We start from the raw sequence: 15,236 nt of genomic DNA on the forward strand, positions 1-15,236 counted from the left end.
GCCCACCTCGCCGCTCGTCGACCCACATGGTTATCGACCGGTCGTGACCGGCCCGCACCCGATGATGCACCGGTGAGTACCCCGCTATCCGCCCACCGAGGCATCAACCGGGCCATCGGGCCGAATTCCTACCCRGCGGCGCTCCTGAGGACACGCGCGATCGCGGCGGGAAGCGCCACGGGGAGATCCGCGGCCGACAGCGGGTGGGGGGCGAGCTGACCGGCCACGCCGTGCAGGTAGGCGGCGACGCTGGCGGCGTCGAGAGCGCCGAGACCGGTGGCGAGCAGGGAGCCCGCCAGGCCGGTGAGGACGTCGCCCGTGCCGGCGCTGCCCAGCCAGGGTGTGCCGGTGGTGTTCACCCGAGTGGCACCGTCCGGCCCGACGATGAGCGTCCGGTTGCCCTTGAGCAGCACGGTCGCGCCCAGGGCCGCGGCCGCGCGGCGGACCGTGCCGAGCCGGTCGTCGGCCAGCTCACGCCGGGTCCCGGCGGCATCCCAGCCGAGCGCGGTCGCGGTGAGCCGGGCGAACTCGCCCTCGTGCGGCGTCAGCACCACCGGCCCGGCGCGCCGGGCCAGGACGTCCCGCCCGGTGGACCGGGCGGCGCCGCCCCCGCCGCCCCCGGTGAAGCCCGCGGTGAAGCCGACGCCGACGCCCGCGCCGGCCCGGGCGGGGAAGCCGGCGGCGAACGCGTCGGCGAACGGGTCGAGGGCGCCGGCGTCGAGCAGCAGCGGCACGTCGGTGGCGACGAGGGCATCCAGCAGACGGCGCGCGGCCGCGTCGGGCACGACCCCCGGGCCGAACGCCCAGGCCTGGACCCGACCGGCCGCGAGCATCGCGTCGGCGTCACCCGGCTCGATGACGGTCACCACCGTCTCCGGGTGCGCGCCGCGCACATGCTCGGCCGCCCGCGCCTCGGCGACGACCCGCAGGTAGCCGGCGCCGCCGCGCAGCGCCCCGCCGGTCGCGAGCACGGCCGCTCCGGGGTACCGGTCGCTGCCGCCGACGAGGCCCAGCACGCCGCGCGTGTACTTCGAGTCCGCCGGCCCCGGTGCGGGCAGCAGGGCGGCGACGTCCGCGTCGTCGAGCGCGACCAGGTCGGGGGCGGGCAGGCCCAGGCCGATGTCGACGAGCGCCAGCTCCCCGGCGTGCGCGGCACCGTCGCCGAGCAGCAGGCCGCGCTTGTACGTCCCGAACGTCACGGTCAGGGCCGCCCGGATGGCGGTGCCCGGCGCGGCCCCGGTGTCGGCGTCGACCCCGCTCGGCACGTCGACGGCGATCGTCCGCTCGGGCGGCGTGAGCTCGGCGAGCCGGGCGTGCGCCGCCCGCAGGCCGCCCCGCCCGCCGATCCCCAGCAGCCCGTCGAGGACGAGGTCGGCCCTCGCCAGCAGCGCGGCGACCGTGGCGTCCGGCAGCGCCTCGGAGCCGTCCTCGGTCGGCTCGGCTGGGACCTCGCCCGGCGCGGCGACGGGGTGCAACCGGCCGCCGGCGGCGAGCAGCGCCGCCGTACCTTCCAGGTGGGTCCGGCCAGGGGCCAGCGCGTCCACCCGGGCGCCGCGGGYGGCGAGGCGCGCACCAGTCCACAGCGCGTCCCCGCCGTTGTCCCCGCCGCCCGCGAGCACCACGACGCGGCTTCCGTACACCCGCCGGCCGAGGCGGCGCACGGCGTGGCTGAGCAGCCCGTGCACCGCCCGCTGCATGAGCGCCCCCGGCGGCAGGCCTTCCAGCAACGGAGCCTCGGCGGCGCGCACCTGCGCCACGGTATGAGCAGCACGCATGCCGCCCATCCTGCCCCGCGTCGGCGCCCTTCAGGCGCCCGTCACCACGTACTGCCCAGGAGCGCCTCGGCCACCAGGCGCAGCCCCGCCAGGTCGCCGGGCGCCGCCGGCGCGCGAGCCGGATCGCCGTCGTCGCTCGCGGGGGCGCACACGCTGGCGCGGACGATCCGGTTGCCGGCCCGGGCGACCAGCAGGCCAGGGAAACTGGCCGCTTCGTCGCCGAGGCCCCCGACCGCCGCGAGGCCAACGGGCGGGCGGTTGGACAGGAAGCCACATTGATCCACGGTGGCGGTCGAAAATGAAAATGCCTGCTTCCACGCGGCGAACTCGGTACGTGCCGCCGTTTCGTCCGCCATCGTGGCGCCCACGAGGATGACGGCGCCCAGATCCGTGGACGCGGACGGGAGCCGCCACGAGCAGATCGCCGTCTCCCGCGTGCCAGGGGTGTCCGTGTTCTGGTTCGCCCCGGCGCTGAACCGGGCGGTGCTCCGTGCCGTCACGCCCACCGAGTCCAGCGCCGCGATGACCTCGGAGGTGGACGCGAGCGGGCACACGGGAGTGGCCGGATAGGGCATGGCCGGTTCGGTCCGCCGGTCCAGCTGCCATCGTCCGGTGACGTAGCGGACGGGGAGACCGGTCTGGTCCGCCGTCGTCGTCTCGAAGGACGGCTGGTCGGGATTGTCGGCCGCGGTGCCGGGGCGCGCGCCGTCCGGGCCGACGGTGACCACCTCGCGCTCATCGCCGGCCAGCAGCTCGACCTCGACCCGCCAGCGGCAGTCACAGGTCGACGTCGTCGTGGTGACCGGGAACGACGCGGTCGTGCCGGGCGCGATCGGCAGAGCCTGCTCTCCTGACGTGGCGACGACCGGGTCCTGGGTGGTGGCCAGGCGGTAGTCCAGGCTCAAACTCACCTCGGCCGCCTCGCATTGTTGGCGGACTTCCGTCGGTGATCCCGGCATATCGGCGCGCTGGGGCGGCCCGGCGCCCAGGTGCGGGGTGACCTGGGGAGATCGCCCGTCCACCCCTTGGAAGACAATTCGGCCGTGGACTCCTCTCCGGCGGTGGACCGGCTGGTCGACGCGGTGCGCGCGGCCCTGGCCGCGGCGGCCGACCCGGTGAAGGCGCCGGGGATGCAGGCCTACATGAAGTCCTCGATGCCCTACCTCGGCGTCCCGAAGCCGCCGAGGGAGCTGGCGCTGCGGCCCGTCTTCGCCGCGCACCGGCTGGAGACGATGACGGACTGGCGGACGGCGGCGCTGCGGCTCTGGCGCGACGCGGGCTTCCGCGAGGAGCGCTATGCCGCGATCACGCTCACCGGTCACCGGCCCTACCAGGTGTACTGGACCCCGGCGGCGCTGCCCGTCTACCAGGAGATGATCGTCACTGGTGCCTGGTGGGACTACGTCGACGAGCTCGCCTCGCGCCGCATCGGCCCGCTGCTGGCCGCGAGCCCCGAGGCGCTGCGACCGGTGATGCTGCGCTGGAGCCGCGACCCCGACCGCTGGCTGCGCCGCACGTCGATCATCTGCCAGCTCGGCGCGAAGAAGAACACGGACCTGGACCTGCTCTACGCCTGCATCGAGGCGAACCTCGACGATCCGGACTTCTTCCTCCGCAAGGCCATCGGCTGGGCGCTGCGGCAGTATGCCTGGACGGACCCCGACGAGGTCCGCCGCTACGTCGCGACGCGGGTTGATCGACTCTCCCCGCTCTCCAAGCGGGAGGCTCTGCGTAATGTCGGCGCTTAGCCACGCAATGGTGAGCCGTTGTTACCTGACGGCTCCGAAGCTACGTAGGGTCGACAGATGGCGTCGCCTACATCGCGCCCAGCGGTGCTGAGCGCCCCGAGGTCGCCGCGTGGCGCCCTAGTTCAGTCAGAAGCCGTTGGGGTCCCCGTGGATTCGATCCGCCCCGGCGGATCGAATCCACGGGGCTATGCCTAGTTGGCCAGCGACCGACCCCCGACTTCCGCGGCGGCCAGGGCGGACGGCCTCTCGAACGTACGATCGAGGAATCATGAGCACCCTTTTCGACGACATGGTCCCTGGCGCGGGTGCCCCTGGCGCGGGTGGCTCCAATGCGGGTGCCCCGGCGGGCGATGCGGCCTACGAGCCGTACGACCCGTACGACATGTTCGCGCCCGGAGTGCTGGCCGCTGCCCCGGTCACCCCGCCCGGCGCCGAGGGCCGCCGGCCGGCACCGCGACTGGACCCGGACGCGCTGCTGGCCGAGCTGAATCCGCAGCAGCGCGCCGCCGTGGTGCACGAGGGCGCTCCGCTGCTGATCGTCGCCGGCGCCGGCTCCGGCAAGACCAGGGTGCTCGCTCACCGGATCGCCTACCTGCTCGCCGCCCGCCAGGTGCACCCCGGCGAGATCCTCGCGATCACCTTCACCAACAAGGCCGCGAACGAGATGAAGGAGCGGGTCGGCGCGCTCGTCGGCGGCCGGGTGCGGGCCATGTGGGTCAGTACCTTCCACTCGGCCTGCGTGCGGATCCTGCGCAGCGAGTCGAAGCGGCTCGGGTTCGGCTCCTCGTTCTCGATCTACGACGCCGCCGACGCGCAGCGGCTGATCACCCTGGTCTGCCGCGATCTGGATCTCGACTCCAAGCGCCACCCGGCCCGGGGGCTCGCCGCCCAGATCAGCACGCTCAAGAACGAGCTGATCGACCACGAGACCGCGCAGGCCAAGGCGGCCAGTCACCCCGAGCGAACGGTCGCCGAGGTGTACGCCCTCTACCAGCGCCGGCTGCGCGAGGCCAACGCGCTGGACTTCGACGATCTGATCATGACGACGGTGAACCTGCTGCAGGCGTTTCCCGACGTCGCGGAGCACTACCACCGCCGGTTCCGCCACGTGCTCGTCGACGAGTACCAGGACACCAACCACGCCCAGTACACGCTCATCCGCGAACTCGTCGGCGGCTCGGTCTCGACGGCGGGGCGGGCGGCCGACGAGGGCATGCCGGGGCAGGCCGAGCTCTGCGTCGTCGGCGACGCCGACCAGTCGATCTACGCGTTCCGCGGCGCGGACATCCGCAACATCGTCGAGTTCGAGCAGGACTTCCCGGCCGCGAAGGTCGTCCTGCTGGAGCAGAACTACCGCTCGACCCAGACCATCCTGTCCGCGGCCAACGCCGTCATCGCCCGCAACAGCCAGCGCAAGCCGAAGCGGCTGTGGTCGGACGCCGGCGACGGTGAGAAGATCGTCGGCTTCGTCGCCGACAACGAGCACGACGAGGCCGCGTTCGTCGCCGAGGAGGTCGACAAGCTCACCGACGACGGCCACGCCCGCCCGGCCGACGTCGCCGTCTTCTACCGGACCAACGCGCAGAGCCGGGTCTTCGAGGAGATCTTCATCCGCGTCGGCCTGCCCTACCGGGTCGTCGGCGGCGTGCGCTTCTACGAGCGCAAGGAGATCCGCGATCTGCTCGCCTACCTGCGGGTGCTGGCGAACCCGTCGGACACGGTCAACCTGCGCCGCATCCTCAACGTGCCCCGGCGCGGGATCGGCGACCGGGCGGAGGCGATGCTCGGCGCGTTCGCCGAACGGGAGCGCATCCCGTTCGCCGAGGCGCTCGGCCGGGTCGGCGAGGTACCGGGGCTGGCGACCCGCTCCGCCAAGGCCATCCGCGAGTTCGCCGCCCTGCTCGACGAGCTGCGCGAGACCGCCGACGGTGACCTGGTCGGGACGGCCGAGGCCATCCTCGACCGGACTGGCTACCTCGCCGAGCTGGTCGCCGAGGACACCGTCGAGGCCCAGGGCCGGGTGGAGAACCTCCAGGAGATGGTCGAGGTCGTCCGGGAGTACGTCCAGCGGTTCCCCGAGGGCACGCTCGCCGGCTTCCTCGAGCAGGTCTCGCTCGTCGCCGACGCCGACCAGATACCTTCCGACGACGGCTCGGACGGCGTCGTCACGCTGATGACGCTGCACAGCGCCAAGGGCCTGGAGTTTCCGGTGGTCTTCCTCACCGGGCTCGAGGACGGCATCTTCCCGCACCTGCGCACGCTCGGCGACCCGACACAGATGGAAGAGGAACGCCGGCTCGCGTACGTCGGGATCACCCGCGCCCGCCAGCGCCTGTACCTGACGCGCTCGCTGGTCCGCAGCGCCTGGGGCCAGCCCGCCTACAACCCGCCGTCGCGCTTCCTCACCGAGGTGCCCGAGTCCCTGCTGGACTGGCGCCGCCTCGCCCCCGCCMCGGCGAGCCCCAGCGGCGGGTTCGGCGGTGGCTTCGGCGCGGGCGGTGGCTTCGGGGGTGGTGGCTTCGGTGGCGGGGGCCGCGGCGCGGGCGGGGCCGGCGCCGCGAGCGGTTCCCCGTCCGGGCAGGCCCGTTCCCGCCCGGCCAGCCGCCCGATCATCCAGCTCTCGGCCGGCGACCGGGTCACCCACGACGTGTTCGGCCTCGGCGTCGTCATCGCCACCAGCGGCGTCGCCGAGTCCTCCCAGGCCAAGGTCGACTTCGGCGAGGGCACCGGCACGAAGGACCTCCTCCTGCGCTACGCCCCCCTCACCAAGCTCTGAGGCTCTTCGGCCACCGAGGTCAGCTACCAAAAGCCCGGCCGCGGCGCCGTCTCAGCGGGCGCGGGCGGCCGGGATGGTGGCCGCGGTGGCCAGGGTGGTGACACGCTCGGCGGTGGCGAGATCGAGGTTGCCGCCGGAGAGGACCACCGCGGTCTGGCCCTGGGCGAGGTCCGGGTGGCGCAGCAGCGCGGCCACGCCCGCCGCGCCGGCCGGTTCGACGACGTGCCCACCGGTGCGGCGCAGCAGCACCATCGCCTCCCAGAACGCGTCCTCGTCGACGGTCACGACGTCGTCGAGCAGGGACGCGGCGAGCGCGAGCGTGAGCCGGCCGGGGGTGCGCACCGCCATCCCGTCGGCCACGGTGTCGGCGGCGAGCGACAGCGGCCGACCCGCGTGGAACGAGTCGGCGAAGGCGGGGGCGCCCTCCGCCTGCACGCCGATGACCCTGGTGTCCGCGCCGCGGGCCGCCAGGGCCGCCGCTATCCCGGTCACGAGACCACCGCCGCCAACACCGACGATGACGGTACGCAGGCCGGGTACCTGCTCCAGGAGCTCCAGCCCGACCGTGCCCTGGCCGGCGATCACGGCCGGGTCGTCGAACGGGTGGACCATCAGCCGGCCGCCGTCGGCGGCGAACGCCCCGGCGGTGGCCAGCGCCGCGTCGACACCGCCGTCCACGTGCTCCACTCGGGCACCCCAGCGGCGAGTCCTGGCCACCTTGACCGGGTTGGCACCGGTCGGGACGAAGATCGTCGACTCGACGCCGAACTGGGCCGCCGCGTACGCGACGCCCTGGGCGTGGTTGCCCGCGCTGGCCGCGACCAGGCCGCGGGCCCGTCGCGACGGGTCGGCCTGCGCCACCCGGTTGTAGGCGCCGCGCAGCTTGAACGACCGGGTGTGCTGCTCGTTCTCGCACTTCAGCCAGATCGACGCGCCCGTGCGCAGGCCGAGCCCCGGATGCCTGACGACCCGGGTGAGCCGGGAGACACCGGCGAGGGTGGCGGCGGCCCGCTCGACGTCGACCGTCCGCAGCAGGGTCCCGACGTCGACGCCCTCGGGGCCGTCGTCCGGCTGGCTGGTAGTTCCCGCTACGTCGTCGGCTTGGTCGACGGGCGACGCCGGGGTCGGGGTTCCTGCCGGATCCGGGGTCCCTGCCCGATTGGCGAAGCCGATCGGGGAGGTCTGGGAGCTCGCGGAGTCGATCCGAGAGGTCCGAAACACCCCGGTCTGGCCCGGTTTTCCGGCGGGGTCGGAGGCGCGCGGCGACGGCGTTGTCGCTGCTGGCTGGGTCATCGGGGCTGCTCCTCGGGCCAAAGAGTGTGCGAAAATGATCTTTCTTCGCACACTCGGCGGCCGTGAATCAGAGTGACTGGTGGCTGGGCGGCCACCTGTGCGCCGTGGCCGCGGCAAACAAAAAAGCCCCCCGCAGACGCGGAAGGCTTGGCGCGCGGCCAGATCGTCGTGACGATCTCAGTCGCGCGCCCACGTAATGGCCATGAGGTGCCGCTGCACTCCTCTACGGTGCTCCGCCACCCCTGCGCTCGTCAAACCGGCTACCCATCGTTACTTAACAGCTACTGTAAACCGTTTACGGTAGGACACGTCCGACCCTGGGCCTTGGGTCGTGGCCCGGGACCACGGGCTCAGTGACGTCGCTGCTTGAGCCACGAGTCGCGGTCGGCGGGGAGAAGCGCGAACGGCTCGGAACGCCCGAGCTGGGYCGTAACGCGGTAGTGGCGATGGTCAAGAGTGAACAGCGTCCGGGCGCCGTACCGGGCGGCAAGTGCGACGTTGAGGCAATCCGTGGCGCCGAGTTTCAGGTCCTCGTAGCGGGTGTTGATGGTGACGACGGTGTTGATGTCGTCGGTATCGCTGGCCGCCAGTTCCCACGAGCCTCGGGCGACGTCGGTCAGAAACCGGTTCGCGGCCGCAAGGCCGAACCGGGTGGTGAGCAGGTAGTCGGCCTCGGCGATGACCATGTGCGAGACCAGCATCGGACGCTGGATACGCTTAATGATCTCCGTGCAGGCGGCATGGTCGGCCGCGTGTGTGTCGATGGACGCGAGGATGGCGCTCGTGTCCGCGATGATCACTCGCCGAATCCTCGGAGCTCCTCGGCGGCGCGAGCCGCCCAGTCCGGGTCGCCGCTGTCGACGAACCCTACAGACGGCCGCGTCCATTCCCGAACGCGGACCGGAACCATCCTCGCGATCGGCTCGCCGCGATCGGTGATCGTGATGCTCTCGCCGGCTCGGACCCTGCCCAGGACCTGGCTGGTGTGGTGCGACAGATCGCGAATTCCGACCGTGTGCTCCTCGTCATCCTCGTCGTCGGCATCATCAACATCTCGGGCCGGCCTCGCCATGTGGTAACTGTAGGCCCAATGTGACCACATTGGCGAGGCCGGGTCTCGGCGGCAAAACAGGGCGGGAGTGACGGGCGCGAAGCGCCCGTCACTCCTCTACTCCCATTCGATGGTGCCCGGGGGCTTGGAGGTGATGTCGTAGACGACGCGGTTGACCTGGGGGACCTCGTTGACGACGCGGTTGCTGATGCGTTCCAGCACGTTCGCCGGCAGCCGCGCCCAGTCGGCCGTCATCGCGTCCTCGCTGGTCACCGCGCGCAGCACGACCGGATGGCCGTAGGTGCGCTCGTCGCCCTGGACGCCCACCGAGCGCACGTCGGCCAGCAGGACGGCGAACACCTGCCAGATCTCGCGCTCGAGCCCCGCGCGGCGGATCTCGTCGCGGATGATCTGGTCGGCGGCGCGCACGATGTCCAGCCGTTCCTGGGTGACCTCGCCGATGATCCGCACGGCGAGCCCCGGGCCGGGGAACGGCTGGCGCCAGACGATCTCCTCGGGCAGGCCGAGCTCCTCGCCGAGCCGGCGCACCTCGTCCTTGAACAGCGTCCGCAGCGGTTCGACCAGGCCGAACTGGAGGTCCTCCGGCAGCCCGCCGACGTTGTGATGCGATTTGATCTTCGCGGCGTCCGGCGAACCTGACTCGATCACGTCCGGGTACAGGGTGCCCTGGACGAGGTACTCGATGCGGCTGCCTGCGGCCTCCGCGCGGGCGTCGAGCTCGCGGGCGGCCTCCTCGAAGACCCGGATGAACTCGCGTCCGATGATCTTGCGCTTCTGCTCCGGGTCGGTGACCCCGGCCAGTGCCGCGGCGAAGCGGTCCGCGGCCTTGATGTGCACCAGCTCGACGCCGGTGGACGCGACGAAGTCACGCTCGACCTGCTCGGCCTCACCGGCGCGCAGCAGGCCGTGGTCGACGAAGACGCAGGTGAGCGCGTCGCCGATCGCCCGGTGTACGACCGCGGCCGCGACCGCGGAGTCCACGCCGCCGGACAGCGCGCAGATCAGCTTCGCGTCGCCGACCTGGGCGCGCACCGCGGCGACCGCCTCGTCGACGATGTTGACCATCGTCCAGGCGGGGCGGGCGCCCGCGCCGTGCAGCAGGAACCGGCGCAGCACCTCCATGCCGTGCTCGGTGTGCAGCACCTCGGGATGGAACTGCACGCCGAACAGCCCGCGCCGCACGTCCTCGAACGCGGCGACCGGGGTCGACCGGGTCGACGCGGTGAGGTCGAAACCGGTGGGTGCCGCGGTGACGGCGTCGCCGTGCGACATCCAGACCTGCTGCTGGATCGGCAGGCCGTCGAAAAGCACGCCGGGGCTGGTGACGGCCAGCTCCGTCGCCCCGTACTCGGCGGTGCCGGTGCGTTCGACGGTTCCGCCGAGGGCCTGCGCCATCACCTGATGGCCGTAGCAGATGCCGAGCACGGGGATGCCAGCGTCGAACAGCGCCGGATCCACCCGGGGCGCGCCGGGGGAGTACACGGACTTGGGGCCGCCGGAGAGGATCACGGCGGTGGGGCGGCGGGCGAGCAGCTCCGACACCGGGGTGTTCCAGGGGACGATCTCGGAGTACACGTGGCACTCCCGCACCCGGCGCGCGATCAGCTGCGCGTACTGGGCGCCGAAGTCGATGACCAGGGCGGTGTCATAGCCGGCTCGGCCGGCCGAGGGTGCGCTCACCTCCCAAGTCTACGGAGGCGCGCCCGCGGCGKGTCTTCGCGGACGCGTTGCCGCGATGTCTGGCCATCAGCCGGGGTGGCRGCGAGAGTTGGATCGGAATGTCGAGATTGGCTGGAGCCCCGACCATCCGTATCTGACATGGGACGTTCGGCGACCAGTTTGGGCCTTTGACGGGGAGGAAGTTCCCGTGGCGCCCAGACCACCCCATACTGTTACCGATCTGTGTCGTGGCCGGCGAAGCGGTCGCATCGTGGATGACCCGTGGGTAAGCGGGTGGTGACGCACGTGACATCGACCCTCGGGCTCGGACCCGTCTGGGGTGTCGTCAGGCCTCATGACACTCGCATCAGGGGCACAACTCGTGGCTTCCTAGAACATGGCGTAAGGTAGCCGCCTTTCACGCGCTAACTCGGTACCGCTATGGTGCCGACCGAGGGACATCCGGTCCGATACCGGGCCATCCTGGGAGTGCCCTGTTCCGGGAGGCCGGCGGAGAGGTTGCGAAGTACGTGCGCAGACAACCGATGGCCAGCAGCACGGGCCTCGCCGCGGACTCGATGCCGGTGCCGGCACCGGGTTCCCCCGTTGTGGACGACGGGGGTCACGGCGAGCGGCCCGCCGCGGCCCGACCCCCCGACGACGGCAACGGGACGCGCGCTCGCGGTGGCGTCCTGACCAGCCCGACGAGCTGGCGGGTCCGTACCAAGCTGATCGCGATCCTCGCGATCCCGGTCGTTGCGATCATCGTCAACGCGCTGATCGACGCGAGCTCGGTGCTCACCAGCACCCGTGACATCAACCGGGTGYCCAACCTGGTCACCATCAACCGGGCGGCCATCGAGCTGACCTACGAGCTCGAGCGCGAGCGCACCTTCACCGTCGACTATGTCGCGGCCCAGCTGAGCCCGCGGAAATCGACAGCCACCCTCGACCCGGTCAAAGCCCGTCGTACAGACGTCGACCGTGCCTACAAGGGTTATCAGGATGTCGCCGAGGGCAAGCGCGGGACTTTCGGTGACCAGGTAAACGAGGCGCTCGACGCCGTCGCCCTGCAAATGCAAAACCTGAACACCAAGCGCGACGTGCTGGTGAAGATGACCGAGCCGGCCTCCGTGATGGAGGCCTATGACGCCGTCATCGAGCCGCTCACCGACCTGGTCGCCCTCATCCCGCAGGGCAACGACGACCGTGAGCTCGACAGCTCCGTCGAGGCGACGACGCACCTCGTGCGCGCCACCGACATGCTGGCCCAGCAGCAGGCGCAGATCGAGATCTACCTGTCGTCGCAGCTACCGTTCAACAACGAGGACTTCCGCGCGGCGCTGAGTCTCGACTCCCAGCGCGGCACCGAGCTGGACGAGTTCGCCAAGGCGGCGACGCCCGAGCAGCTGGCGCTGTTCACGTCGACGGTCAACCAGCGCACCAACGGTGACGTCATCAAGACGCAGCAGTACACCGCCCTGGTGCTGAACGCGCTGCCGGACCGGCCGCTCACCGGCGACCAGGGGACGCTTACCGGCGTCAACGGCATCGACCAGACGAAATGGCTGCAGAACACCCGCGCCAACATCGAGCTGAACTACGACGTCGTCGACAAGCTGTTCAGCCAGATCGACAGCCGGGTCGACAACCTGCGCGGTGACATCCAGCGGCGCGCGCTCCTGTCGGCGCTGTTCACCGTCCTGATCCTGGCCGCCGCCCTCGTCATCACCCTGATCGTGGCGCAGTCGCTCATCCGCCCGCTGTTCGCGCTGCGGACCGCGGCGCTCGACATCGCGGACCGGCGCCTGCCGGAGGCCGTCCGGCGGATCCGAGACTCGTCCGAACAGGTGATCGACGACGAGATCGAAACGGTCGGTATCGATACCGACGAGGAGATCGGCGAGGTCGCGCGCGCGTTCGACCAGGTCCACCGCGAGGCGGTCAAGCTCGCGTCCGAGCAGGCGGTCCTGCGGAAMAACGTCAACGCGATGTTCGTGAACCTCTCCCGGCGAAGCCAGGGCCTCGTCGAGCGTCAGCTCCGGCTGATCGACGACCTGGAGAACCGCGAGCAGGACCCGGACCAGCTGTCCAACCTGTTCAAGCTGGACCACCTCGCGACCCGTATGCGACGGAACAACGAGTCGCTCCTGGTCCTCGCCGGCACCGACACCGCCCGCCGCTGGACCCACCCCGTCCCGCTCAACGAGGTGGTCCTCGCGGCCATCTCCGAGGTCGAGCAGTACACCCGGGTCAAGCAGACCAACGCGGCGCCGGTGTCCATCGCCGGTAACGGTGTCAGCGACGTCGTCCACCTCATCGCCGAGCTGCTGGAGAACGCCACGGCGTACTCCCCGCCGGCGACGGACGTCGTCGTCACCAGCCACTCCCTCGGCCCCGGCGCCGGCGCGATGATCGAGATCGTCGACCAGGGCATCGGCATGCCGGCCAAGGACCTGGAGCGGATCAACGAGCGGCTCGCGAACCCGCCGGTCGTGGACGTCTCCGTGTCCCGGACGATGGGTCTGTTCGCCGTCGGCCGGCTGGCCAGCCGGCACGGCATCCGCGTCCAGCTGCGCGAGTCGCCGTCACGCGGCATCACCGCCGTCATCCGGTTGCCAGCCAAGCTGGTCACCGGGGACGGCGCCGGCGGTACCAGCCCGGCCGCCCCCCGGCCGGCGGCGATCGGCCGGACCGGTGAGGCCCCCGCTCGGCCGGCCCAGGCGTTCGGTGCCTTCGGGCCCCCGCCCGCCGGCCGGCCGGAGCTCGGTAGTGGTTCCGTCCCGACCCCGCAGACCGGTCCGCAGCGCCAGCCGGCCTACGGCGGCCCACAGCAGTACGGTCCGCCGACGACCGGCGCCGATGGTGGGCGTGGCGGTCCTCGGCAGCACCCGGACGATCTGCTCGAGGAGATGGGCGACCGGGACCGGTTCGCGCCACCTAGCGGCCCGCTTCCGGCCCTGACCTCGAGGCAGACCCCCCCGACCCCGGGCCCCGCCGATCCGGCGGGACCCCCGGACGCCAGCCGGTTCGGGCCACCGCCGCTGGCGCTCGGTCCGGGCGGACCCCAGCAGCGCGACGGCGCGCCCTCGGGCCCGATGACCGGCCCGCTGCCGAGCCGGGAGCCGGCCAGCCGGTACACCGAGCAGGACACACAGCGGCTCGGGTCGAACCCGTTCACCAACGGGCAGCCGGTGGCCAGGTCCGGTCAGCGGCCGGGCGTCGACGGTCCCGACCGGGCGGAGCAGCCCGGCGGCCCGGCGACCGGCCCGCTGGACACGCGCGGCCCGCGGGATGACTGGAACAGCGGGTTCCAGCGCCCGGCCGCGCCGGAGTCCCCGGGCCAGACCGGCCCGATGCCTCGCCAGACCGGCCCGATGGCCCGCCAGGGTGGTTACGGGTCGAACGGCGCCGGCGGCGGTTACCGACCACCGGAGCAGCCTCCCCAGAGCTACGCCGAGCCGCGGGACTACGCGGACAAGCGCGACTACGCGGGTCAGCAGGCGGACTACTCGGGCCCGCAGGAGAACGTCTTCGCCAGGCCGCCACACCGGCCCGAGCCGGATCCGGTCGACGTGCCCCAGCCTCGCTGGGAGGAGCGGCCGGCCGCGGCGACGGGTGGCTACCCGCGGCCGCAGGCCGAGGACACCGGCGAGATCTACCTCGGCGACGGCGAGGACCTGGACACCACGCCGATCTTCGACTCCGTCTCCGCCTGGTTCCAGCGCCGCTCGCCCAGCGACGAGGTCCGCGCCGTTCCCACGGCGCCGGACCCGGTCGTCGAGGCGACGCCGCCGCCCGCGTTCACCGCGCCGCGGGCATCGGCGGGCATGCGCATCATGGGCAACGGGGCGGGCAACGGCACCACGGATCACCCGATCCAGCGTCAGGAGCCGGCGCCGGCGCCGGCCGCCGTGCCGGTCCGGCCGGCGGCGGCCATGCGGACGCCGGCGCCGGACTCCGGGTACCGCCAGCCCGCCGCGTACGCCGACAACGGTTCGAACGGCTCCGCGACTGGCCCTCGGCCCGTCCAGGCGCCCGTGGAACCGCTGCCGAGGCGCGGTGGCGCAGACAACTCGGGCGGCTGGGAGTCGGCCGGCGACGCCGGCTGGCAGGCGGCCGAGGTGCTGCGCCAGCCCGGTGGGTCGGACACGTCCACGACCAGGGCTGGGCTGCCGGTGCGGGTGCCGATGAGCAACCTGGTGCCCGGCTCGGCCGAGCCGGCAAGCAATCGCAAGGCGGCCCCGCCACGGCCAGCCGACGAGGCAGCCAGGTCCCCCGAGGCGGTAGGCGGGCGTCTTGCCAGCTTCTACCAGGGTGTCCGGCAGGGACRGGACATGGGTGCCGAGACAAGAAGCGCCCGCCGTGACGGGCAGGAGGAACGGTGAGACCGGTGAGCGCAGCGGCGCAGAACCTGAACTGGCTGATCAACAATTTCGTCGACCGGGTTCCAGGTGTCGCGCACACCGTCGTCGTGTCGGCCGACGGTCTGCTCCTCGCGGTGTCGGACGGGTTTCCACGCGACCGGGCGGACCAGCTGGCGGCCGTGTCGTCGGGCCTCGTCAGCCTGACGCAGGGCGCGGCCCGGGTCTTCGAGGCCGGGATGGTCACCCAGACGGTCGTCGAGATGGAGCACGGGTTCCTGTTCATCATGGCGATCAGCGACGGGGCGAGCATGGCGGTGCTGGCCGCGCCGTCGTGTGACATCGGCCTGGTGGGCTATGAGATGGCGCTGCTCGTGCACCGGGCGAAGGACGTACTCACGCCGCAGCTGCGCCAGGAGCTGCAAGGGACGCTCCCGCGATGAGCGAGGGCACGGCCGCCCCGGACCAGTCCGGCGCTAGCGGGCCACCGGGCGCGCGGAAACGGTCCGCCCGCGCGCGCCCGGTGGCTTCTGTCCCCGGAGTTACCAC

10 protein-coding genes are annotated in these 15,236 nt (G+C 72.3%); 4 read left to right on the plus strand and 6 right to left on the minus strand.

The features are described 5' to 3' along the window. Positions 1 to 128 precede the first annotated feature (128 nt). Entirely contained in the window at positions 129 to 1,775 is a 1,647-nt protein-coding gene (locus tag BCD49_RS02580; RefSeq protein WP_071041094.1) for an NAD(P)H-hydrate dehydratase, read from the minus strand. Positions 1,776 to 1,816: 41 nt separating this feature from the next. After that, a complete protein-coding gene (locus tag BCD49_RS02585; RefSeq protein ID WP_007518676.1) occupies positions 1,817 to 2,686 on the minus strand; it encodes a hypothetical protein in 870 nt (289 codons plus the stop codon). 132 nt (positions 2,687 to 2,818) lie between these two features. Here BCD49_RS02585 and BCD49_RS02590 point away from each other — a divergent pair, with 132 nt between their 5' ends. Together BCD49_RS02590 and pcrA are read left to right on the plus strand one after the other, a co-directional pair. Further along, the gene (locus BCD49_RS02590) at positions 2,819 to 3,523 is read left to right on the plus strand and encodes a DNA alkylation repair protein (protein ID WP_007518674.1); all 705 of its coding nucleotides are present in this window, start codon (positions 2,819 to 2,821) and stop codon (positions 3,521 to 3,523) included. Positions 3,524 to 3,791: 268 nt separating this feature from the next. Beyond that, positions 3,792 to 6,299 carry a DNA helicase PcrA gene (gene pcrA / locus BCD49_RS02595; protein ID WP_071041060.1) on the plus strand — a complete coding sequence of 836 codons (2,508 nt, stop codon included), beginning with the start codon at positions 3,792 to 3,794 and terminating at the stop codon, positions 6,297 to 6,299. Between the two features lie 51 nt (positions 6,300 to 6,350). Here the strand turns inward: pcrA and BCD49_RS02600 are convergent, their stop codons facing one another. From BCD49_RS02600 to guaA, 4 genes are all read right to left on the minus strand, one after another. Further along, positions 6,351 to 7,592: a threonine ammonia-lyase gene (locus BCD49_RS02600; protein WP_007518671.1), complete on the minus strand. Its 1,242-nt coding sequence runs from the start codon at positions 7,590 to 7,592 to the stop codon at positions 6,351 to 6,353. A 350-nt stretch (positions 7,593 to 7,942) separates the two neighbouring features. After that, entirely contained in the window at positions 7,943 to 8,392 is a 450-nt protein-coding gene (locus BCD49_RS02605; protein ID WP_071041061.1) for a PIN domain-containing protein, read from the minus strand. Further along, positions 8,389 to 8,694: a type II toxin-antitoxin system Phd/YefM family antitoxin gene (locus tag BCD49_RS02610; protein WP_007518667.1), complete on the minus strand. Its 306-nt coding sequence runs from the start codon at positions 8,692 to 8,694 to the stop codon at positions 8,389 to 8,391. Before BCD49_RS02610 ends, BCD49_RS02605 begins: the two co-directional genes overlap by 4 nt. Positions 8,695 to 8,760: 66 nt before the next feature. Further along, the gene (gene guaA, locus BCD49_RS02615) at positions 8,761 to 10,344 is read right to left on the minus strand and encodes a glutamine-hydrolyzing GMP synthase (RefSeq protein WP_007518666.1); all 1,584 of its coding nucleotides are present in this window, start codon (positions 10,342 to 10,344) and stop codon (positions 8,761 to 8,763) included. Positions 10,345 to 10,868: 524 nt separating this feature from the next. Here guaA and BCD49_RS02620 point away from each other — a divergent pair. Both BCD49_RS02620 and BCD49_RS02625 read left to right on the plus strand, forming a co-directional pair. Then, positions 10,869 to 14,711 carry a sensor histidine kinase gene (locus BCD49_RS02620; protein ID WP_071041062.1) on the plus strand — a complete coding sequence of 1,281 codons (3,843 nt, stop codon included), beginning with the start codon at positions 10,869 to 10,871 and terminating at the stop codon, positions 14,709 to 14,711. After that, on the plus strand, positions 14,708 to 15,130 hold the full coding sequence (locus BCD49_RS02625) for a roadblock/LC7 domain-containing protein (protein WP_007518662.1): 423 nt from the start codon (positions 14,708 to 14,710) through the stop codon (positions 15,128 to 15,130). The genes BCD49_RS02620 and BCD49_RS02625 overlap by 4 nt, the downstream gene beginning before the upstream one ends. The last annotated feature ends 106 nt before the right edge of the window (positions 15,131 to 15,236 follow it).

This window comes from Pseudofrankia sp. EUN1h, assembly GCF_001854645.1.
GTDB classification, from domain to species: domain Bacteria; phylum Actinomycetota; class Actinomycetes; order Frankiales; family Frankiaceae; genus Pseudofrankia; species Pseudofrankia saprophytica.